The following is a 20,219-nucleotide window of genomic DNA, read 5'->3' on the forward strand; positions in this document are numbered from 1 at the left end:
TTAAATGCGGATTAAGTTTCGGCAGATCTGAGGCGGGTTAATCTTAACTGTTCCTTTCGCCGGAAATGGCGGCAGAAAATGGACCGAAATGCGGCGCATCTGCCTGCAAAAGCGCGGAATCCCGCAATGACGCGGGGCTCGCGTACTCCCGTCGATCGACGATCCCGCCCGATGGAATTCGCGCTGAACCGATCAGCGCATGAGCTCCGGCGGCGGGGAGTCGTCGAGCACCGCGCCCTTCGGCTCGGATACCGCATAGAGCACGTAGGTCTCGATCACCAGCGGACCGCGCATTCGCGTCAGTTGTGCAGCCTGCTCGATGCGACCGAAAGTGCTGGTCACATAGGGCCGCAGGCCAAGCTGGGCCTCGTCGACGAACAGCAATTTGCCTGCGAGCGCTTGCGGATCGGGCGGCGGGAAGTTCACCCAGCGGATGCGCTGGATCGCCTGCTGCACGCAGGTGCCGCGCGGCAGATAGAAGCTGAGCCAGGCGGTGGTGCCGTAATCCATCGCCAGCACGCAATTCGCACTGAGGCGCGCGCGCACCGCCTCGATGCCGCTTGCGAGCTCGCGCCAGCCGACGCCGACGCTGCGCACGGTGGCGTCACGCTTATAGAACGAGAGCCAGCCGGTGTTGGCCTGCACGATCAGCGCCACGAACATCAGGATGCCGGCAGGCAGCGCCCAGCGCAGGCAGACATTGATGGTGCGCCGCTCGCGCTTCTGCCACGGCACGAGATGGCTGGCTGCCGCGGCCGCGACGACAAAGGCCGGATAGATCGGCGCGAACCAGTTGGCCTCGACGCGCGCATGCAGCGCGTGCCAGACGAAATAGGCGACGATGACCCAGACCATCACGTCGATCAGCACGCGCGCAGCCGCCGTGCCTGCGCGCCGCATGATCAAGGCGTAGAGCCCCATCACGCCAAGGATGAAGACGAGCGGCGTGGCAAAGGCGAACTGGGTGGGGATCAGCTCGGCGATGTAGGCGGGGCGAAAGTCCTCGATCCGGGCGCGCCCGAGCTGCTTGATGAAGGACACCCATTGATGATCGGCGTTCCACAGAATCACCGGCGAGAAGATCGCAAGCGAGACCAGCCCGCCGAGATAAGGCCAGGGCGAGATCAGCCAATGCCTATTCTTCGGCACGACGACGAGCCAGATCAGGATCGCCGCACCGAAGAACATCGCGGTGTATTTCGCAGTCAAAGCCGCGCCGACCGCAACGCCGACCGCGAGCCACCAGGCCGCCCTGCCCGTCTCCAAGAGCTTGGCGCAGAAGAAGAGAACGAAGCTCGAGGCGACCAGCAGCGGCGAGTCCGGCGTCACGATCATGGTGCCGACCGCCGCCATCAGCGTGATATTGAGCAGCAGAGCGGCCGTGGCCCCGACACGCGCGCTGGCAAACAGGATCTCGGCCGCGCGATAGACCGCATAGCTCATCGGCAGCGTCAGCAGCACCGAGACCAGCCGGACACCGAGCTCGGTATCGCCGGCGATCATGGTGCCGAGCCGGATCACCACCGCGACCAGTGGCGGATGGTCGTAGTAGCCGCCCGCCAGATGCTTCGACCACATCCAGTAATAGGCTTCGTCGAAAGTGATCGGCGTCAGCGCGGCCGCGATCAGCCGCAAGACGACCAGCGCGATGATGGTCAGCCAGACGTTGCGGACCAGCCGCGCATCGCCGGCGGCCGTTGCAGACGTCATCGCTTGCGCCAGACGAACAGACCGGAGATCGCGTAGTTCCAGACCACGCCCATCAGCGCGCCGGCCGCACCCGCCAGCCACCAGATCGGCTCCTGGTCATAGACCGAGAAGGCGACGCCGACATTGGCAAACAGGCCGACCGAGCAGACGAGATAGAAGATGAGCAGACCGCGCAGGACGGCGAAGCCCTTCAGCCGCTGGTCGCGATAGGTGAGGAAATTGTTGAGCATGAAGTTCGTGGTCATCGCCACGAACGCACCCAGCGCCTGCGCCTCCGTGAACGGCATGTCGAACAGATTGAGGCCGAGGAACAGCGTGCCCAGGTGAACGAAAAGACCGGTGCCGCCGACCATCGCGAACAAGAGGAAGCGCAGCGACAGCGTGTCGTTGGTGAGCTTGGCGAGCACCAGGCCAAGGAAATCCAGCGCGACCATGGAGTCGAGCTTGCTCTCGCCATGCTGACGCGTGCCGAAGGTGAAGGGAATTTCCACCGTGCGCAGGCCGCCTTCGGCGCTGGCGATGATGTCGAGCAGGATCTTGAAGCCTTGCGTCGAGAGCTTTGGCGCGATCTGCTCGAACCGGTCGCGGCGGATCATGAAGAACCCGCTCATGGGATCGGCGACCTCGACCTTGAGCGCATGCTGCGCGATGCGCGTGGCGAAAGCGCTCGCGCCAGCGCGCTGCTTGTTGAAGCTCGCCGCGCTGCCCCCCTCGATGTAGCGGCTGCCGATCACGAGCTCCGCCGCGCCGTCCTGCAGCAGCTTCAGCATCTTCGGCAGCTGCGTCTCGTCATGCTGCAGGTCAGCATCGATCACAGCGGCATACGGCGCGCTGGCGGCGAGAATGCCCTCGATGCAGGCGCCGGACAGGCCACGCCGGCCAATACGGCGGATGCAGCGGACGCGGTTGTCGGAACGCGACAGTTCGCGCACCACCTGCCAGGTCCCGTCGGGCGAATTGTCGTCGACGAACACGACCTCCCACGGCACGTCCTTGAATGCCGCCTCCAGCCGCTGATACAGCGTGGTGACATTATCGCGTTCGTTGAACGTCGGAACGACGACCGAAACGATCGGCATGTCAGCGGGTTGCAGCGATACTGGCGCGGCGGCTCGGATGGCTTCGGTCATGGTGGCATGCGTATATCCGCGACATCCCCCCATGCCAAGGCCGCCCCGACCCCGGGGCCACCGAAAAAGCCGCCAGTGTGCTGTTTGGAGTGCCCCCAAAATGGCAACGACCACAAACAAAGGGCGCGCGTACATCCGGCGCTGCCACTCTGTCGTGGTCGTCTCCGGCGATGGAACCCCAGGGGGCTAGGCTCGACACCGCCGTTGTCCACGATATGGGAACGGCGGGTGCGTTCCGCAAGCTCTCGGCCCCGCCTAGTTCGGCACCTCGCGCACCACAGGGCCGCGCGGCGCAGGCTGGACCGGAGCGGTCTGCGCCGGAGCCGGTGCATCGACCCTTGCTGGCGCCGGCTTGGCGAACGGCCCGACCGGCACGTAATAGAAGGCAGCCGCCAATACGATCGCTGCGACGATGGCGCCCAGTACGCCGCCAATGGACTGCGATGTCATAACCAATGTCTTTCCTGTCGCCCCACTTGGCTCAAATATCATGATCCGATCGCGCCTCGGAAGAGCAGGCAGGCAACAGGTCGTGAACTGGTCAAGCCGGCTGCGTTGGGCTACCTTTCCGCCATCGATCTCGCTCTCCCCTCACCGTCAGACGGAACCGCCCCCGTGAGCAAAGCTCCAGCGCGCGCATCGAAGCAGAAGAGCCACATCTATATCGGCATCGGCGGCTGGACCTTCGCGCCATGGCGCGGCGTGTTCTATCCCGACAAGCTGCCGCAGTCGAAAGAGCTCGAATATGCCGGCTCCAAGCTGACCTCGATCGAGATCAACGGCACCTATTACGGCTCGCAGAAGCCGGAGAGCTTTCGCAAATGGGCGCGCGAGGTGCCGGACGGCTTCGTCTTCTCGGTGAAAGGACCGCGCTTCGCCACCAACCGCCGCGTGCTGGCGGAGGCCGGCGATTCCGTGAAGCGCTTCTACGACACCGGCGTGCTCGAGCTCGGTGATCGCTTGGGTCCCGTGCTCTGGCAGTTCGCGCCGACCAAGAAGTTCGACGAGGCGGATTTCGGCGCGTTCCTGGAGCTGCTGCCGCGCGAGCTCGATGGCCGCAAGCTGCGCCATGTTGTCGAGGTGCGGCATGACAGTTTCTGCGTGCCCGCTTTCGTCGCGCTGCTGCGCCAGTTCGAGACGCCCTTGGTGTTCGCCGAGCACCGCAAATATCCGGCGATATCGGACGTCACCGGCGATTTCGTCTATGCCCGGCTGCAGAAGGGCAACGACGAGATCAAGACCTGCTATCCGCCGAAGCAGCTCGATGCCTGGGCCAAGCGCTTTCAGCTCTGGGCCGAGGGCGGTGAACCGGACGACCTGCCGCGCGTCGACGACAAGCCTGCGAAGAAGATGCCGCGCGACGTCTTCGCCTATGTGATCCACGAGGGCAAGGTGCGCGCACCCGAGGGGGCAATGGAGCTGATCAAGCGGGTGAGTTGAGGCGATGGCCAAGGCAAAAACGCTGTTCACCATCGGCTACGAGCAGACGCCGGCCAAGGCGGTGCTGGACGAGCTGCAACAGGCCGGCGTCAAGCTGCTGGTCGATGTCCGCGCGGTCGCGTCGTCGCGGCGGCCAGGCTTTTCCAAGAACCAGCTCGCGGCCGGTCTCGACGAGCGCGGCATCGCTTACGTGCACCTACGCGGGCTCGGCACCCCGAAGGAGGGCCGCGAGGCCGCACGCAGCGGCCAATATGAGACGCTGCGCAAGATCTACGACGCACATCTGAAGACGCCGCAGGCCAAGGAGCAGATCGACGAACTATCGGCGCTGGTAAAGACATCGGGGCCGATCTGCCTGCTCTGCTACGAGCGCGATCATGCCCATTGCCACCGGCAATGGATCGCGGAGATCATCGAGGACCGCGACCACGTCAAGGTCGAAAACCTGGTCGCGCCGCAGACGTAAGCCGCGGAATCCGTCTACCCCAACTGCCACACCTCGACCGGATGGTCATAGCCACGCACCGGCACCTCGCCGAGCGAACGCGCATCGCACCCCGCCTCGCCCAGGGCTGCGTGCACCTCTGAAGAGATCAGCAGCTGCGAGTCGAATTCCTTGTTCAGCGCCTCGAGCCGTGAAGCGAAGTTCACGGTATCGCCAATCACGGTGTATTCCTTGCGCCGCGGTGAGCCGATGCTGCCGGCCACGACCTCGCCGAGATGAATGCCGATGCCGATCCGGAGTGGCCAGTCGGACGCAGCATTGACGCGCGTCATCGCAGTCAGCATCTCGCGGCCCGCCGCGACTGCGTGCTGTGCGGCATCCGGTGTCGCGAACGGCGCACCGAACAGCGCCAGAAAGCCATCGCCCAAGAACTTGTTGACGATGCCGCCATGGGCTTCGAGGATTTCGACCAGCACCGCAAAGGCGCCGTCGAGCCGGTCGACGACCTGCTGCGGGGTCCGCGAGTGCGCGGCCGCAGTGAAGCCGCGGAAATCGACGAACATCACGGCGACCTTGCGAAGGTCGCTCGCGCCGCTTGTGCCTTCCGCCATCAGCCGCTCCACCACCTGTGGCGAGACGTGCTGGCCGAACAGGTTCGTGACGCGATCGCGCGCGGTCGCGGCCAGGATGCTGGCAACGAACTGGCGGCGCAATTGCAAGCTGACGGCGCCTGCCAGCACGCCGCAAAGCAGAATGATGAAGCTGCGCTCCGCATGAAAATATAGCTCGGGGGTTTGGCTGATATTTGGACGATGCAGGAGAGCCACGATCAACAGCTGCGCACCCGCCACAAATCCCGTGAAGCTCGACAGCCAGAAGTCGAGCCTCAACGTCGAAAGGACGATGAAGAGCGAGTATGCCAGGGGCATGCCGAAGGCTAGCGCCTTCTCCGGACCGATGCTGTCGATCTGCATGAGCAGCACCAGCGTCGGCAGAGAAGTCTCGATCATGGTGCCGATGTAGCGCCGCACGACGGGGATGTCCCGGCCGCGCTTGATGTTCTTGAGGAGCTGGGAGTAGATCCACAGCTCGAACAGGATGAACAGAATCAGAAGCGCGTAGCCGTAGAAGGCTCGCGAGCCAGCATGCCAAATCCACAGCATGATTCTTGGCTCGAAAATATCGACGAGAACGGATATCACCAGAAAGAGTGCGGCTGTGCCGATCAGCGCCTTGACCCGAAGCAGCTCCGTGCTGAGCACCTGACGCGCCAGCGCCCGGTTGAAATCAGCGGAGGTCCCCTCCTCCTTGTCCTTGCTCCATCTGAAGGTCAGCATCACGCCCCAGCCAGTTGCGTTTCCGGCCTATTCTGCCTCAATCCAGCGTCCGGCGGAAGCGCAGCACCGCGACCGTCATCGCAAACAGCGTCAGCGCGAGCAGCGCAAGGGCATCATAATGCAGATGATGCAGGGTCGAGCCCTTCAACATGATGGCTCGGACGATCCGCAGATAATGCGTGAGCGGCAGGCACTCGCCGACATATTGCGCCCATTGCGGCATGCCGAGGAACGGAAACATGAATCCGGACAGCAGGATGCTCGGCAGGAAGAACATGATCGAGAGCTGCATCGCCTGAAGCTGGTTCTGCGCCAGCGTCGAGAAAGTGTAGCCGATCGCAAGGTTGGCCGTGATGAAAAGCGTCGAGAGCACGGCCAACAGCGCCAAATTGCCGAACACGGGAACGCCGAACAGCATCACGCCAATGCCGAGAATAATCGCCGCCTGCAGGAAGCCGACGATCACATAGGGAATGATCTTGCCGAGCATCACCTCGACCGGCTTGATCGGCATGGACAGCAGGCTCTCCATGGTGCCGCGTTCGATCTCGCGCGTCACCGATAGCGCCGTGAAGATCAGCATGGTCATGGTCAGGATGGTGCCGACCAGGCCGGGCACGATGTTGAGCCGCGACGAGGCGGCCGGGTTGTAGCGGGCATGCGCGCGGATCTCGAACGGCAGCGAGACGGGATCGCCGGCATAAAGGTCGTGGGCAAGCGCCGTCTGCACCACGGTGCCGAGCGAGGACAGCGCTGAGGACGCGGCAATCGGATCGGTGGCATCTGCCGCAATCAACAGCGCCGGACGATCGCCGCGGCGGACCGCGCGCTCGAAGCCGCGCGGAATCTCGACGCCGAACAGCACCTTGCCTGACAGCAACAGGTCATCGAACTCGTCGACGTCGTGCACCTCCTCGGTGAAGCGGAAATAGGCCGTATTCTCCAGCGCCTTCAGGATCGAGCGGCCGAGATCGCTGTCCTCCTGCAGCAGCACCGCGGTCGGCAGATAATGCGGCGTGGTATTGATGGCATAGCCGAACAGCAAAAGCTGCATCACCGGGATCATCACGATCATCGCGAACGACACCCGGTCGCGGCGAAGCTGGATGAACTCCTTCACCACCACGGCGTAGGAGCGGCGCCAGAAGCCGAAACGCGGCTCGCGCGCTTCGTGAAATTTGCCATGTGTCTCGGCTGCGCTCATTGGAAATTGTCCTTCGAGCGGTTCATGAGATCGATGAAGACGTCTTCCAGCGACGGCGACGCGTGCTGCCAGTGCAGGCCCGGCTTGTTACGCCAGGGCGCGATGCTGGCTTCCAGAGCCGCCTTGTCGCGACCGGAGACGTGCAGGCTGGTGCCGAAGGGCGCCACCATGTCGATGCCGGGCCTGCCGCTCAGCGCGTCGGCAAGCTTATGGGTCTCTTCGCCGTCGACCGTGTAGGTCGTCAGCGCCGATTGCGCGATCACCTGCTCCACCGAGCCGCGCACCAGCAGATGGCCATAGGCGATATAGGCGATCTCGTGACAGCGTTCGGCTTCGTCCATGTAATGGGTCGAGACCAGCACGGTGAGCCCGTCGGCCGCGAGCGCATGGATCTCGTTCCAGAAGTCGCGCCGCGCCTTGGGATCGACGCCGGCAGTCGGCTCGTCCAGCAGCAACAGCTCCGGATTGGGCAAGGTGCAGGCGCCGAGCGCCAGCCGCTGCTTCCAGCCGCCTGAGAGTTCGCCGGCGAGTTGCTGCTCGCGACCGGAGAGCCCAAGCCGCTTCACCATATCGCGCGCGGCGCCACGGGCATCCGGCATGCCGTAGAGGCGTGCGACGAACTCCAGGTTCTCCCGCACCGAGAGGTCCTGATAGAGGCTGAAGCGCTGCGTCATGTAGCCGACGCGGCGCTTGATCTTGTCGGCGTCGCGCCGGATGTCGAAGCCAAGGCAGGTGCCCTCGCCGCTATCGGGCGTGAGCAGGCCGCAGAGCATGCGGATGGTGGTCGTCTTGCCGGAGCCGTTCGGCCCCAGGAAGCCGTAGATCGAACCGCGCCTCACCTGCATCGACAGATCATGCACGACCTCGCGGCCGCCGAACGATTTGGTCAGACCGTGGACATCGATGGCAACAGCAGCTTCGGTGCCCATCATCTTCCGTCCGCCACCGGCGTCTTGACGTTGGTATAGATGCTGACCGGCTGGCCGACGCGCAGCGCGTCCGGCTTGGCGGGCCGCGCCTGGATCAAATAGACTAGCTTGTTGCGCTCATCCAGGCTGTAGATCACGGGCGGTGTGTATTCCGCCGAGGTCGCGATGAAATAGATGCGTGCGGTGAGATCGGCCGCGCAATTGTCACAGGTGACCCGCACCTCGTCGCCGATGGTGAATTTCGGGAGTTCGGTCTCGGAGACGTAGAAGCGCAGCTTCATGTTGCCGGGCGGCATGATCGAAAGCACCGGCCGTCCGGCCGCAACCATCTCGCCTTCGCGGAAGTAGATCTGCTGCACGGTGCCGGCCACCGGCGCATAGCCGTTGCGCCGCGCCAGCCGCGTCTGCGATGTCACGACATGCGCCTCGGCGACGCGCAGCGCCGAGACGGCCGAGTCCAGCGTCGCCTGGGTGCCCGCGCCGGTCTTGCTCAATGCCGCGGCGCGATCATAGGTCTGCTTTGCATTGGCGAGAGTTGCCTTGTTCTGGTTGAGATCGGCCTGCTGCAGGTCGTCATCAACCGAATACAGGTGGTCGCCGACCCTGACCTCGTCCCCCTCGCGGACGTCCAGCTTCGTCACCCGCCCGGATTCGTCGGGGCTGACGAAGATCATGTCGGCTTCGACCCAACCCTGATAACCCGCATCGTGTTTGTCATTGCAGCCCGACAGCATGACAGCGAGTGCCAGCACTGCGATATGGCGCCACGTGCTCATGTCGCCCTCCGTTCGCCAAAAATCAGATCGAGATGGGTGCGCAGCATCGCCTCCGCATCGAGCGGTGCATGGCGCTCGAACAGGCTTTTCCAGATCACCGCGATCATCGCCGGCGCGACCACGATTTGCGGAAATTGCGCGAGCTGCGACTGCTGGATCTCGCCGCGCGCGACGCCGAGTTCGATCAGGCGCCGCAGCGCGGCCAGCCCGCGCGACACCACCTCGCGATAGTAGAAATCAGCGATCTCCGGAAAGCGCGGCCCCTCCGCCACGACCAGGCGCACGAGATCGCCGCGCCGGGTGTTCGCCACCTCGTGGATGAACATCCGCGCCATGCCTTCGATGACATCGCGCACCGAGCCGGTCGTGGCCGGCGGCGCTGTCATCCGGTTCACGAACGGCACGATCGCGGTGCGGATCAATTCCTCGAACATCGATTCCTTGTCCTTGAAGTGCAGGTAGATCGTCCCCTTGGCGACGCCGGCGCGCTTCGCGATGTCATCGAGCCGCGTCGCGGCAAAGCCGCGCGCGATGAACTCCTCCATCGCCGCCTCGACGATGGCCGCTCGGCGCTGGGCGGCACGCCCGGCGCGGCCTCCGGCTTCCGCCACCCTGGCCGGCGCCGTCTCGTCCGCACCCATCGTCTTGCTCGCGGGGCGCGGCGCTTCCTCGGATCGTGATGGTCGCGTCTGTTTTGCCATTTCTGCATTATGACTGACTAGTCAGTCATTGTCAATCGCGAACTAGGCCGGGCCGGGAGCGGATCGGACCTCCGAATGAGATTGCCGCGGCGGTTCCGGACGCGCCGCGGCATCGATGCGACGAGTCGAGGTCAGGTGAAGTCGAGCACCATGCGACCGTCGATGCTGCCGGCCTTCATCCGCTCGAAGATGGCGTTGATCTCCGACAGCGGCGCCCTGGTGATCTCCGCCTTGACCTTGCCTTCGGCGGCGAACGCAATGGCTTCGTCGAGGTCGCGCCGTGTGCCGACGATCGAGCCGCGCACGGTAATGCGCTTCAGGACGACATCGAAGATCGGCGTCGGGAATTCGCCCGGCGGCAGGCCGACCAAGCTTACGGTGCCTTTGCGGCGGACCATGCGCAGCGCCTGCGCGAAGGCCGGCGTCGACACCGCCGTGACCAGCACACCATGCGCGCCGCCACCGGTGATGCCGACGACACGCTCGACCGCGTCCTTGTCGAGCGCGTTGATGGCGTGCTCGGCGCCCGCCTCCAGCGCCAGTTTCAGCTTGTCCTCGGCAATGTCGAGGCCGATCACCTTCAGCCCCATCGCCTTGGCGTATTGGACCGCGACATGGCCAAGGCCACCGACGCCGGAGACGACCACCCACTCGCCCGGCCGGGTGTCGGTCTCCTTCAGGCCCTTGTAGGTGGTGACGCCGGCGCAGAGGATCGGCGCCACTGCGGCAAAGTCCACCGTTGCGGGCAACCTCGCGGCGAACGCCGCCGAGGCGATGACATATTCAGCGAAGCCGCCGTTGACGCTGTAGCCGGTGTTGTGCTGGTGCTCGCACAGCGTCTCCCAACCGGTCTCGCAATATTCGCAGCGCAGGCAGGCATCATGCAGCCAGGCGACACCGACGGCATCGCCAACCTTGAAATCGGTGACGCCGGATCCGAGCGCTGCGACGACGCCTGCGGCCTCGTGGCCCGGAATGAACGGCGGGACCGGCTTCACCGGCCAATCGCCGGAAGCCGCATGCAGGTCCGTATGGCAGACGCCGCACGCTTTCAGCTTGACCAGAAGCTCGCCGGGACCGGGCACCGGCACATCCTCGATGACAAGCGGTTCGCCGAACGCCTTCACAACGGCGGCCTTCATGGTCTGCATAGCTCTGCTCCTCTCGTTCGAGGCGCAAACTAACGCCGGTGCAGAATGTGAACTTGATCGGCGTCAAGCCGCGCGAACTATGACAACGCCGTGACGGGCGCGCGCTGGCGCGAAGACTTACTGCGCCATCACTGCCGTCATTCCGGCGCAAGGCCGCACCTCAGATGCGTAATTACGCACCGGGGAATCTCGATATTGGCTCGCGTTCTTTCCTAACAATATTCGAGATTCTCGGTAGAACATGATCGGGAAAGTGCGTAGCGGTCTTCCCTCGCAACAAACGCGGAACGCGTTTGCGGAGATCGCGCTCGATCAAGACCTAACTGTGAAACTTCAGGCCATCGACGATCTTGTCGACCACCTTGCGCTCGGCACGGAACGCCAGCCCGACGAGATTAAGGTCGGTGCGCCCGATCGCCTTGACCGCCGCGCGGTTGGCCTCGTCATGCGTGGTCTTGAACATGTCCTCCGTGTAAACAGCGCATTTGGCGCCGCGCGTCAAAGCCCGGTCGAGCGCACGCGACAGCGCGGCGCCGTCGGGCGCGCCATAGATCAGGATCGGCTGGCCGATCAGCGCGTGATATTGCGTAGCTGAGCCGTCCTCGTAAGGGGCGCCGATGCATTCGGGATAGGCCGCAGCGATGCCGCTCGACAGAAAGGCGGCGACATTCAGCTTCTGCCAGGCTTCGAGATCGGTACGGATGACCAGCGCGATCTTGGTATCGAATTGCATGCGGCTCCCTCAAACAACGTCGTTCCGGACTGGCGCGTCAGCGCCCCACCGGGAACGACCATCGTCGAAGGAACGGTTCGACTCAACCCTTGGCGTCGCAGACCCAGGCGCGGATCACGCATTCCTTGCCGCCATATTTGTAGCACTCGCGCGTCGCCTCGTTGAGCGAAGCAGAGATCTTCGGCCGCACCGCATAGCCGTGGGGGCCGCACGGATTGGTCATGTCGACGGAAAAGGCCGCGCATGCCTTTTTCATCGTGACAGCGGTGCAACTCCCCTTGCACTGCTTGAGCGCGGCTTCCTTCGCCAGGTTCTCGGCCGGATAGTCATAGGCCTGGCCGTAGGCCGCGCACTGCCCGATCGCGAACGCGCCGGCGGCATTCGCCTCGGCGATGAAATTCTCGCCCGTGACCCGCGCAGCACCGATCGCGACCATCACTCCAAATACAAAAAGCGCGAAACGTCGCGCTGGCCCTGAAACGATCATGTTCCCCACCCCTGAGGTCCAACAGGGCAAATCTAGCCGGTCGGTCGTTTCAACTTGGTGAACGAGGGCTTGAAATTGGGGGCGGCAATTCGTAGCCCGGATGAGGGAAGCGACATCCGGGATTCCCGCGTGTCGCTATCGCTCACGCGGGCTACGATTTCTTACGCCTACGACCTACGCGCCGCCTCCAACGCCTGCGGCGTGTCGATGTCGAGGAAGGCGCCGTCGCCTTCGACGGGTACTTCGGCGACGGCTTCCGCATGCTTGGCGATCAGATGCCGCGCGCCAATATCGCCATCGAGCGTCATCAGCTCCTCGAAGAAGCGCCGCGACCACAGCACCGGATTGCCGCGGCGTCCCTCGGCGACCGGCACCACGATCAGATTGCCGCGGTCGGGGGCGAAAGCTTCGATCAGATGGTCGAGCAGAATTGAGGAGACCATCGGCATGTCGCCAAGGCAAACCACCGCGCCATCGGCCTCCTTCGACACCGCGGCGATGCCGGCCTTGACCGAGCTGGCGAGGCCGCCGGCAAAATCGGGATTGCGCACGAAGCGGACATCGAGCCCGGACAGCGCCTGCTCGATCAGCTCGGCCTGGTGACCGGCGACAACGATAACCTCGCTCGCCTTCGAGGCCAGCGCCTGCTCGGCGACGATGCGCACCAGCTTCTTGCCTTCGAGCTCGGCGAGCAGCTTGTTCGGACCGCCCATGCGCGTCGAGCGGCCGGCCGCGAGCACGATGGCCGCGACCTTGCGCTCGCCCTCGGCCTCCGGCTTGGCGCGCGGCTGCGGCCGGGTCACGATCTCCATCAAGAGGCCACCGACGCCCATGCCCATCAGCTCGGTGCGCGTCACCTTGATTCCGGCTAGGAGCCGCATCAGCACCCAGTCGAAACCGTTCTCAACCGGGGAGCGGGCGCAGCCGGGCGCCCCCAGCACTGGCACGCCGGCGGCGCTGCCGATCAGCAGCAAATTGCCGGGATCGACCGGCATGCCGAAATGCTCGACCCGGCCGCCGATGCCGGTGATGGCGGCCGGGATTACGTCGCGGCGGTCGGCGATCGCGGACGCCCCGAACACGATGACGAGCTCGGCCCCGAGCGCGAGCAGCTCCCGGACTGCGGCTGCCAGCGGGGCTTCCTCATGAGGCACCCGGCGTTCGGCAATGATGGCTGCACCGGCCGGCGCCAGCCGCTCGGCGGTAACGCGCAGCGTCTTGTCGATCACCTTGGACGACAGACCCGGCAGCATGGTCGAAACAATGCCGACCCGCTTGACGACATAGGGCGCGACCTTCAGCGCGTCGCGACCTGCGGCCGCCACCGCTTCATCGCAGAGCCTGCGTTCAACACCGAACGGAATCAGCTTGACGGTGGCCACCATTTCGCCCTCGACCACCGGCTTGAAGGCGGCGAGCGTCGCGAAGGTGATGGCTTCGTCGACCGCATTGATGCGATCGACGGCGGCACGGTCGATCACCAGCACGCCGGCTTGCGCCGCGAACAGATTGGCGCGACCGGTGAAGGCACGGTCGACATGGATGCCCTCGCCGGCCACCGCCGCGGCGATGCTGGCGGCAGCCTGATCCTCGGAAACGTCGCCGTCCTCGAGCCGGACCACGACGATCTCCTTGACGCCTTCCTTGGTGAGAGCGGCGACCTCCGCCGGCCCGATCGTGGTCCCCTTCTTCAGCACCAGGGAGCCCTGGCGCAGGGTGTGCACGGTCACCCCGCCAATCGCATCCGCCGGACTGGCAGGACCGAACTTCATGCCGCGGCTTCCTTCTCGGCGCGCGGCAGCCGCAGTGTCGCGGTGATCTGGGCCATGATCGAGACAGCGATTTCCGCCGGCGAGACCGCACCGATCGCAAGCCCGATCGGAGCATGGATGCGCGCGATGTCGGCCTCGGTCGCCCCTTGCGCGCGCAGCCGCTCGCCGCGCTTGGCATGGGTCTTCCGCGAGCCGAGTGCACCGATATAGAAGCAATCACGCGCAAAGGCGTGCAGCAGCGCCGGATCGTCGATCTTGGGATCGTGGGTCAGCGCGACGAATGCCGTGTAGTGATCGATGTTGAGCGGCGGCAACGCCACGTCGGGCCATTCCGCGATCAGGGGCACGTCCGGAAAGCGCTCCGGGCTTGCGAACGCCGTGCGCGGATCGACGACGGTGACGTCATAACCGAGCGATCGCGCGATCGGCGCCAGGGCCTGACTGATATGAACAGCGCCGATGATGACGAGCCGCGCCGTCGGCGCGTAGACGTTCAGGAAAAGCCTCTTGCCCGCGGCCTCGACCATGCCACTCTTGCCCATGCGGAGATGGGCCGCAAGCTCGGCCTGCAGCGGATCGGCTGCGATGTCCTTGGCTTTCACCAGCCGCTGCTCGCCGGATGCGACATCGGTGACCAGGATCGCCGGGCGGCGCGCGGCGCGCTCGGCATTGAGCTCCGCAAGCGTTGCGAGCTTCATCTCAGCCGACCTTCTCGACGAACACACGGATGGTGCCGCCGCAGGACAGCCCGACATTCCAGGCGGTCTCGTCGGCGACGCCGAATTCCAGCATCTTGGGCGCGCCGCTTTCGATCACGTCCATCGCCTCGGTGACAACGGCGCCCTCGACGCAGCCGCCCGACACCGAGCCGAGAAAGGTGCCGTCATCGTTGATGACGAGGTTGGAGCCAACGGGGCGCGGCGCCGAGCCCCAGGTCTCCACCACGGTCGCAAGCGCCACGCCGTGACCGGCCTTCTGCCAGTCCTCCGCGGCCTTCAGGATGTCCTCGTCGCGACTGAGCGTGGCCGTCATCTGAGCCTCCTTTATGCGGCGGGACGGATCGCGCTGCGATGATGCGGCGGCAGCGGCTTCGACAGCGCCGAGATCAGTCCCTCGATCGAACTCAAATTATGTACCGGGCGAAATTCGTCAACGTGGGGCAGCATCATTTTGATGCCCTGCGCCTTGGCCTCGAAGCCGGAGTAACGCAGCAATGGGTTGAGCCAGATCAGCCGGCGACAGGAGCGGTGCAGCCGGTCCATCTCGAAGGCGAGCTTGGCGTCGGCCTCGCGCTCCAGCCCGTCGGAGATCAGCAGCACGATGGCGCCCTGCCCGAGCACACGCCGCGCCCACAATTTGTTGAACGTATGCAGCGAGGTCGCGATCCGGGTGCCGCCGGCCCAGTCCTCGACCGAGGCCGAGCAGCTCGCCAGCGCTTCGTCCGGGTCGCGCTGCCGCAATGCCCGGCTGACATTGGTGAGCCTCGTGCCGAACAGGAACACCGAGACGCGCTTGCGGGCATCGGTGATCGCGTGCAGGAAATGCAGGAACAGGCGGGTGTACTCGCTCATCGAGCCGGAGATGTCGAGCAGCGCCACAATCGGCGCCGGCTTCTCCAGTCGCCCGAGCCGATGAAAATTGATGATCTCGCCCTCGGTGCGCAGCGCCTGGCGCAGGGTCTTGCGCATGTCGATACGGCGCCCGCGCGTATCGGGGCGGTAACGGCGGGTTGTCAGCTCGGCCTGCGGCAGCCGCATCTTGGCGATCGCGCGCGTCACTTGCGCGATCTCGGCCGCGCTCATCTGTGCGAAATCCTTCTTCTGCAGCACCTCGCGATCGGACACCGACAGCCGCAGATCCTGCTCCTGCGCCTGCGGCTCCTCATGGGTCCGCGGCTGCGCCATCGCCTCCTGGACGCGGCGCGAGGCCGGCGCTGGCTTCTTCTTGGCCTCGTCCGGCAGCGGCACTGAATCCAGCATCGATTTCCATTCCTCCGCAGCGCGGAAGAACAGGTCGAAGGCTTGGGCGAAGATCAACGCGTGCTCACGGCGCTTGACGAAGATCGCCTCAAGCGTGGCGAAGACATCGGCCCGCTTGCCGATGTCGATCGCCTCCAACGCGGTCAGCGCGTCGAGCACCGCGCCCGGCCCGACCGGCAGGCCCGCCGCCCGCAGCGCGCGGGCAAAGCCGGTGATGTTGTCGGCGATGGCGCCTGTTGGAGGGGCAAGGTGGTTGATGGACGTGGGCACCGTTCGATTGACCTTCGTTCCGGGCGAACTTCAAGTTGGGTTCGTCATTCCGGGACATGCCAAGCATGGGCCGGGAAATCCATAAGCACCATCGGGGAGCATGGATTCTCAGATGCGCAATTGCGCATCATAGCTCGCGCCTTCGCGCGCCCCGGAATGACGAGAGTGTCCTACTCCTCGCTCGTCGCGTCCTTGATCACCTTGGCCAACGCGTCGCCCTGCATCCGCGCGATGTCGTCCTGATATTTGAGCAGCGCGCCGAGCGTGTCGCCGACCACCTCGGCCGTGAGCCCGCGCGCATCGAGCTCGGTCAGCGCGGTCGCCCAGTCCAGTGTCTCGGCAACGCCCGGCGATTTGTAGAAGTCCTGGTCGCGCAGCGCCTGCACGAAGCGCACCACCTGTTGAGATAGCCGCTGCGGGATGCCCGGCAGCCGCGTCCGCACGATCGCAAGCTCGCGCTCGGTCGAGGGATAATCGACCCAGTGATACAGGCAGCGCCGTTTCAGCGCGTCGTGGATCTCGCGGGTCCGGTTCGAGGTGATGATCACGATCGGCGGATGCGGCGCCTTGACCGTGCCGAATTCGGGGATGGTGACCTGGAAGTCGGAGAGGATTTCGAGCAGATATGCCTCGAATGCCTCATCGGCTCGGTCGAGCTCGTCGATCAAGAGCACCGGCGCGCCCGCCACGTCCGGCTCCAGCGCCTGCAGCAGCGGCCGCTTGATCAGATAGCGGTCGGCGAAGATGTCCGACGTGAGCTGGTCGCGATCGACATCGCCGCCGGCTTCCGCCAGCCGGATCGCGATCATCTGCGACGCGCTATTCCACTCATAGACGGCGGAGGCGACGTCGAGCCCTTCATAGCATTGCAGGCGGATCAGCTTGCGCCGGAGTGCCGCCGACAGCACCTTCGCGATCTCGGTCTTGCCGACGCCGGCCTCGCCCTCCAGGAACAAGGGCCGGCCCATGCGCAGCGCGAGGAAGGTCACCGTCGCGAGCGCCCGCTCGGCCAGGTAACCGCGCGAGCTGAGCAGCTCGAGCATCCCATCGACCGAGCTTGGCAATGCCGCTGCACTCATGAGCGCGCCTGCCTCGTTTGACCGCGGAGCGCCGTCACGAAGCCGGAGCCTCCGGCTCAGGAGACGCTTCGGATTCGGCCGACGCCTTCGCATCCGATGCTTTGGCCTCGGCATTGGCGGCATCGACCGCGCGCCGCGCCAGCACGCCGATCAGGTGGGCGCGATACTCGGCGCTGCCATGGATGTCGCTATTGAGACCTTCGGCCGGCACGTCGATGCCCTCCAGCACCTTCGGCGAGAAGCGCTTCTGCAGCGCCTCCTCGAACGCCGTGACACGGAACACGCCGTTCGAGCCGGCACCGGTGACCGCAACCCGCACATCCGATGGCCGCCGTGCCACGAACACGCCGACCAACGCATAGCGCGAGGCCTGGTTGCGGAATTTCACGTAAGCCGCCTTCTTCGGCAGCGGAAAGCTCACCTTGGTGATGATCTCGTCGCCCTCGAGCGCTGTCGTGAACAGGCCCTGGAAGAACTCCTCTGCTTTCAGCTTGCGCTTATTCGTGACGATGGTGGCGCCGAGCGCAAGACACGCCGCCGGATAGTCGGCGGTCGGATCATTGTTGGCGAGCGAGCCGCCGATGGTGCCGCGATGGCGCACCGCGGGGTCGCCGATCAGGCCGGCGAGATGGGCCAGCGCCGGAATCGCCTCGCCGACGGTGGCGGAACCTGCGACCTCGGCATGCCGGGCCGTGGCACCGATCACCAGCGCCCTGCCCTTGAGCTCAATCGCGTTGAGCCCTTCGATATGAGAGAGATCGACCAGATGCGGCGGGCTGGCCAAGCGCTGCTTCATGACCGGGACCAGCGTATGGCCGCCGGCGATCAGCTTGGCGTCCTCGTTCTTGGCCAGGAGATTGGCCGCCTGCCGCACCGTCTCGGGGCGGTGATATTTGAATTCGTACATGGAAATGTCCTGGGAAAGTCCCGACCGCGGGAAATAGCTGACTTATGCAGATCCGACTTATGCGAGGTCCGACTTCGCCATGGCCTTGGCACCGGCGGCGATCGACTGCACGATGTTCTGGTAGCCGGTGCAGCGGCAGAGGTTGCCTTCCAGCTCCTCGCGGATCACCGCCTCGCTGAGATCGTGGCCCTTGCGGTGCACCAAGTCGACTGCGGTCATGATCATGCCGGGCGTGCAGAAGCCGCATTGCAGGCCGTGATGCTCGCGGAAGGCCTCCTGCATCGGATGCAGCGGCGCGCCGTCCGGCGCCAGACCTTCGATGGTCTTGACCTCGTGGCCGTCGGCCATCACCGCAAGCGTGGTGCAGGACTTCACCGCCTTGCCGTCGAGATGCACGACACAGGCGCCGCATTGCGACGTGTCGCAGCCGACATGCGTGCCGGTCAGCCGCAGATTCTCGCGCAGGAACTGCACCAGCAGCGTGCGCGGGTCGACATTCGCGGTGACGGGACTGCCGTTCACGATCAGGGAAATTTTGGCCATTCAGGACTCTCTATCGACAGCGCCACGGCATTGCACCGCAGCACAGTTCAGCAAAAATCGGTCGAAAACCATCATATGGGCCATCCCCGCAGCGGGCAACCTTGCCGGGAGCGGCCCACCCCTGCGGCTGAAGCTATCCTTTGAAGTTATCCTTGCACCGCCTTGGCGAAGTTTGCGAAAAACTCGTCGGCCAGCTTCTTTGCAGTGCCGTTGATCAGACGCTGGCCAAGCTGGGCCAGCTTGCCGCCGATCTGGGCCTCGACGTCGTAGGAGAGCAGCGTACCGCCGTCCTTATCGGCGAGCTTGACCGTCGCGCCACCCTTGGCGAAGCCGGCGACACCGCCCTCGCCCTCGCCCGAGATCTTGTAACCGTTCGGCGGATCGAGATCGCTCAAAGTCACCTTGCCTTTGAAGCGCGCCGACACCGGGCCGACCTTCATCTTGGCCACAGCGCGGAAGCCGCCGTCCTCGGTCTTCTCCAATTCCTCGCAGCCGGGAATGCAGGTCTTGAGCACCGCCGGATCGTTCAGTTTCTCCCATACAGCCTCGCGCGGCGCCGCAAGCTGAACCTCGCCTGTCATTGTCATGGCCATGTGAGAGCTCCCAAAAATGTTTTTTAGAGGCTGGCTGGTTTTGGACTTGGTTGAGGAACCTCAACTAATGCACTGGCGCGGCAAAAGGAAGGGCGCAGGCGCCGGATGGCGATGCAGAAATTGATGGACATGCGGAAATCGACCCACCCGGCCACCGCTTGCCAGTTGGCAGATTCGAAGTTGGCAGATTCGAAGATGAGTGTTTAGGTCGCCCCAAGAATCAGCGCGACTGCTTGAGGGACGCAACACCATGCCGATGATCGATGCCGATGGTTGCCTGCTCAATGTCACGGTCGAGGGCCGTGACAGCGGCCCCACCTTGATGCTGTCGAATTCGCTCGGTTGCACCCTGCAAATGTGGGAGCCGCAGATGCAGGCCCTCACCAAGGTGTTTCGTGTCATCCGCTACGACCGCCGCGGTCACGGCAAATCGGGCGTGCCGCGAGGGCCCTATTCGGTCGAGCGCTTCGGCCGCGACGTGCTGGCGATTCTCGACGACCTCAATATCGAGAAGGTGCATTGGTGCGGCCTGTCGATGGGCGGCATGGTCGGCCAGTGGCTCGGCGCCCACGCGCCGGAGCGGCTCGGCAAGATCGTGCTGTCCAACACCACCTGCTATTATCCGGACCCGTCGATCTGGGACGCCCGCATCAAGGCGGTGAAGGAAGGCGGGCTGGCATCGGTCGCGGACACCGTGATCGGCGGCTGGCTGACGCAGGATTTTCGCGACCGGCAGCCCGACATTGCCGCGAAGATGAAGGCGATGCTGACCGCGACGCCGGTCGAGGGCTATCTCGCCAGCTGCGAGGCGCTGTCGCGGCTCGACCTGCGCGATGATCTGCCGAAGATAAAGAGCCCGACCCTGGTGATCGCCGGCCGCTACGACAAGTCGACGCCGATCGCGATGGCGGAAGCGATCCGCAGCAAGATCCCGGGCGCCAGCATGACCATCCTCGATGCCGCACACATCTCCAATGTCGAGGCGACGCTCGCCTTCAACGACGCGGTGCTGGGCTTCTTGACCCAGCGCTGA

General features: G+C 64.8%; 22 protein-coding genes. 3 read left to right on the top strand and 19 right to left on the bottom strand.

The window, feature by feature from the left end; translation table 11 throughout:
• Window positions 1–192: 192 nt before the first annotated feature.
• The 3 genes from P6U24_RS26110 to P6U24_RS26120 all read right to left on the bottom strand — a co-directional run bounded on the left by P6U24_RS26110 (window position 193) and on the right by P6U24_RS26120 (window position 3,290).
• Window positions 193–1,710 (bottom strand): glycosyltransferase family 39 protein, encoded by a 1,518-nt coding sequence (locus P6U24_RS26110; protein ID WP_407155333.1) that lies wholly within the window; start codon window positions 1,708–1,710, stop codon window positions 193–195.
• Window positions 1,707–2,840 (bottom strand): glycosyltransferase, encoded by a 1,134-nt coding sequence (locus P6U24_RS26115; protein WP_407155334.1) that lies wholly within the window; start codon window positions 2,838–2,840, stop codon window positions 1,707–1,709. Before P6U24_RS26115 ends, P6U24_RS26110 begins: the two co-directional genes overlap by 4 nt.
• 255 nt (window positions 2,841–3,095) lie before the next feature.
• Window positions 3,096–3,290: a hypothetical protein gene (locus tag P6U24_RS26120; protein ID WP_407155335.1), complete on the bottom strand. Its 195-nt coding sequence runs from the start codon at window positions 3,288–3,290 to the stop codon at window positions 3,096–3,098.
• Window positions 3,291–3,455: 165 nt separating this feature from the next.
• Here P6U24_RS26120 and P6U24_RS26125 point away from each other — a divergent pair, with 165 nt between their 5' ends.
• Window positions 3,456–4,280 carry a DUF72 domain-containing protein gene (locus tag P6U24_RS26125; protein WP_407155336.1) on the top strand — a complete coding sequence of 275 codons (825 nt, stop codon included), beginning with the start codon at window positions 3,456–3,458 and terminating at the stop codon, window positions 4,278–4,280.
• Window positions 4,281–4,284: 4 nt separating this feature from the next.
• Complete coding sequence (locus tag P6U24_RS26130) at window positions 4,285–4,746, top strand: DUF488 family protein (RefSeq protein ID WP_407155337.1); 462 nt, start codon at window positions 4,285–4,287, stop codon at window positions 4,744–4,746.
• Between the two features lie 14 nt (window positions 4,747–4,760).
• Here P6U24_RS26130 and P6U24_RS26135 read toward each other — a convergent pair whose 3' ends face one another.
• From P6U24_RS26135 to P6U24_RS26210, 16 genes are all read right to left on the bottom strand, one after another.
• On the bottom strand, window positions 4,761–6,062 hold the full coding sequence (locus P6U24_RS26135; RefSeq protein WP_407155338.1) for an adenylate/guanylate cyclase domain-containing protein: 1,302 nt from the start codon (window positions 6,060–6,062) through the stop codon (window positions 4,761–4,763).
• A gap of 37 nt (window positions 6,063–6,099) precedes the next feature.
• Window positions 6,100–7,266 carry an ABC transporter permease gene (locus P6U24_RS26140; RefSeq protein WP_407155339.1) on the bottom strand — a complete coding sequence of 389 codons (1,167 nt, stop codon included), beginning with the start codon at window positions 7,264–7,266 and terminating at the stop codon, window positions 6,100–6,102.
• Window positions 7,263–8,195 carry an ABC transporter ATP-binding protein gene (locus tag P6U24_RS26145; RefSeq protein WP_407160583.1) on the bottom strand — a complete coding sequence of 311 codons (933 nt, stop codon included), beginning with the start codon at window positions 8,193–8,195 and terminating at the stop codon, window positions 7,263–7,265. The genes P6U24_RS26140 and P6U24_RS26145 overlap by 4 nt, the downstream gene beginning before the upstream one ends.
• Window positions 8,195–8,971, bottom strand: coding sequence for an HlyD family secretion protein (locus tag P6U24_RS26150; protein ID WP_407155340.1), 777 nt, complete (start codon window positions 8,969–8,971; stop codon window positions 8,195–8,197). Before P6U24_RS26150 ends, P6U24_RS26145 begins: the two co-directional genes overlap by 1 nt.
• Window positions 8,968–9,612, bottom strand: a complete 645-nt coding sequence (locus tag P6U24_RS26155) for a TetR/AcrR family transcriptional regulator (RefSeq protein WP_407155341.1) — start codon at window positions 9,610–9,612, stop codon at window positions 8,968–8,970. The genes P6U24_RS26150 and P6U24_RS26155 overlap by 4 nt, the downstream gene beginning before the upstream one ends.
• A 191-nt stretch (window positions 9,613–9,803) precedes the next feature.
• Complete coding sequence (gene adhP / locus P6U24_RS26160; protein WP_407155342.1) at window positions 9,804–10,823, bottom strand: alcohol dehydrogenase AdhP; 1,020 nt, start codon at window positions 10,821–10,823, stop codon at window positions 9,804–9,806.
• Window positions 10,824–11,142: 319 nt separating this feature from the next.
• Window positions 11,143–11,556, bottom strand: a complete 414-nt coding sequence (locus tag P6U24_RS26165; RefSeq protein WP_407155343.1) for a DUF2000 family protein — start codon at window positions 11,554–11,556, stop codon at window positions 11,143–11,145.
• An 82-nt stretch (window positions 11,557–11,638) separates the two neighbouring features.
• Window positions 11,639–12,043, bottom strand: coding sequence for a DUF4189 domain-containing protein (locus tag P6U24_RS26170; RefSeq protein ID WP_407155344.1), 405 nt, complete (start codon window positions 12,041–12,043; stop codon window positions 11,639–11,641).
• A gap of 167 nt (window positions 12,044–12,210) precedes the next feature.
• Entirely contained in the window at window positions 12,211–13,815 is a 1,605-nt protein-coding gene (locus P6U24_RS26175) for an NTP transferase domain-containing protein (RefSeq protein ID WP_407155345.1), read from the bottom strand.
• Window positions 13,812–14,513: an XdhC family protein gene (locus tag P6U24_RS26180; RefSeq protein ID WP_407155346.1), complete on the bottom strand. Its 702-nt coding sequence runs from the start codon at window positions 14,511–14,513 to the stop codon at window positions 13,812–13,814. Before P6U24_RS26180 ends, P6U24_RS26175 begins: the two co-directional genes overlap by 4 nt.
• Window position 14,514: 1 nt before the next feature.
• Entirely contained in the window at window positions 14,515–14,847 is a 333-nt protein-coding gene (locus P6U24_RS26185) for an XdhC family protein (RefSeq protein ID WP_407155347.1), read from the bottom strand.
• A gap of 11 nt (window positions 14,848–14,858) precedes the next feature.
• Entirely contained in the window at window positions 14,859–16,064 is a 1,206-nt protein-coding gene (locus tag P6U24_RS26190; protein WP_407155348.1) for a vWA domain-containing protein, read from the bottom strand.
• Window positions 16,065–16,234: 170 nt separating this feature from the next.
• On the bottom strand, window positions 16,235–17,143 hold the full coding sequence (locus tag P6U24_RS26195) for an AAA family ATPase (RefSeq protein ID WP_407155349.1): 909 nt from the start codon (window positions 17,141–17,143) through the stop codon (window positions 16,235–16,237).
• A 34-nt stretch (window positions 17,144–17,177) separates the two neighbouring features.
• Window positions 17,178–18,050 (bottom strand): FAD binding domain-containing protein, encoded by an 873-nt coding sequence (locus P6U24_RS26200; protein ID WP_407155350.1) that lies wholly within the window; start codon window positions 18,048–18,050, stop codon window positions 17,178–17,180.
• A gap of 57 nt (window positions 18,051–18,107) precedes the next feature.
• Complete coding sequence (locus P6U24_RS26205; RefSeq protein WP_407155351.1) at window positions 18,108–18,593, bottom strand: (2Fe-2S)-binding protein; 486 nt, start codon at window positions 18,591–18,593, stop codon at window positions 18,108–18,110.
• A 146-nt stretch (window positions 18,594–18,739) separates the two neighbouring features.
• A complete protein-coding gene (locus tag P6U24_RS26210; RefSeq protein ID WP_407155352.1) occupies window positions 18,740–19,186 on the bottom strand; it encodes an SRPBCC family protein in 447 nt (148 codons plus the stop codon).
• A 250-nt stretch (window positions 19,187–19,436) separates the two neighbouring features.
• Between P6U24_RS26210 and pcaD the strand changes: the two genes are divergently transcribed.
• Window positions 19,437–20,219 carry a 3-oxoadipate enol-lactonase gene (gene pcaD / locus P6U24_RS26215; RefSeq protein ID WP_407155353.1) on the top strand — a complete coding sequence of 261 codons (783 nt, stop codon included), beginning with the start codon at window positions 19,437–19,439 and terminating at the stop codon, window positions 20,217–20,219.

Origin of the sequence: Bradyrhizobium sp. STM 3557 (assembly GCF_045571465.1) — a bacterium.
Classification (GTDB): domain Bacteria; phylum Pseudomonadota; class Alphaproteobacteria; order Rhizobiales; family Xanthobacteraceae; genus Bradyrhizobium.

Bases quoted from the DNA above. Each gene is read 5' to 3' on its own strand.
- P6U24_RS26110 (WP_407155333.1), bottom strand. From the start codon at position 1,710: ATGACGTCTGCAACGGCCGCCGGCGATGCGCGGCTGGTCCGCAACGTC.
- P6U24_RS26115 (WP_407155334.1), bottom strand. From the start codon at position 2,840: ATGACCGAAGCCATCCGAGCCGCCGCGCCAGTATCGCTGCAACCCGCT.
- P6U24_RS26120 (WP_407155335.1), bottom strand. From the start codon at position 3,290: ATGACATCGCAGTCCATTGGCGGCGTACTGGGCGCCATCGTCGCAGCG.
- P6U24_RS26130 (WP_407155337.1), top strand. From the start codon at position 4,285: ATGGCCAAGGCAAAAACGCTGTTCACCATCGGCTACGAGCAGACGCCG.
- P6U24_RS26135 (WP_407155338.1), bottom strand. From the start codon at position 6,062: ATGCTGACCTTCAGATGGAGCAAGGACAAGGAGGAGGGGACCTCCGCT.
- P6U24_RS26140 (WP_407155339.1), bottom strand. From the start codon at position 7,266: ATGAGCGCAGCCGAGACACATGGCAAATTTCACGAAGCGCGCGAGCCG.
- P6U24_RS26145 (WP_407160583.1), bottom strand. From the start codon at position 8,195: ATGGGCACCGAAGCTGCTGTTGCCATCGATGTCCACGGTCTGACCAAA.
- P6U24_RS26150 (WP_407155340.1), bottom strand. From the start codon at position 8,971: ATGAGCACGTGGCGCCATATCGCAGTGCTGGCACTCGCTGTCATGCTG.
- P6U24_RS26155 (WP_407155341.1), bottom strand. From the start codon at position 9,612: ATGGGTGCGGACGAGACGGCGCCGGCCAGGGTGGCGGAAGCCGGAGGC.
- adhP (WP_407155342.1), bottom strand. From the start codon at position 10,823: ATGCAGACCATGAAGGCCGCCGTTGTGAAGGCGTTCGGCGAACCGCTT.
- P6U24_RS26165 (WP_407155343.1), bottom strand. From the start codon at position 11,556: ATGCAATTCGATACCAAGATCGCGCTGGTCATCCGTACCGATCTCGAA.
- P6U24_RS26170 (WP_407155344.1), bottom strand. From the start codon at position 12,043: ATGATCGTTTCAGGGCCAGCGCGACGTTTCGCGCTTTTTGTATTTGGA.
- P6U24_RS26175 (WP_407155345.1), bottom strand. From the start codon at position 13,815: ATGAAGTTCGGTCCTGCCAGTCCGGCGGATGCGATTGGCGGGGTGACC.
- P6U24_RS26180 (WP_407155346.1), bottom strand. From the start codon at position 14,513: ATGAAGCTCGCAACGCTTGCGGAGCTCAATGCCGAGCGCGCCGCGCGC.
- P6U24_RS26185 (WP_407155347.1), bottom strand. From the start codon at position 14,847: ATGACGGCCACGCTCAGTCGCGACGAGGACATCCTGAAGGCCGCGGAG.
- P6U24_RS26195 (WP_407155349.1), bottom strand. From the start codon at position 17,143: ATGAGTGCAGCGGCATTGCCAAGCTCGGTCGATGGGATGCTCGAGCTG.
- P6U24_RS26200 (WP_407155350.1), bottom strand. From the start codon at position 18,050: ATGTACGAATTCAAATATCACCGCCCCGAGACGGTGCGGCAGGCGGCC.
- P6U24_RS26205 (WP_407155351.1), bottom strand. From the start codon at position 18,593: ATGGCCAAAATTTCCCTGATCGTGAACGGCAGTCCCGTCACCGCGAAT.
- P6U24_RS26210 (WP_407155352.1), bottom strand. From the start codon at position 19,186: ATGGCCATGACAATGACAGGCGAGGTTCAGCTTGCGGCGCCGCGCGAG.
- pcaD (WP_407155353.1), top strand. From the start codon at position 19,437: ATGCCGATGATCGATGCCGATGGTTGCCTGCTCAATGTCACGGTCGAG.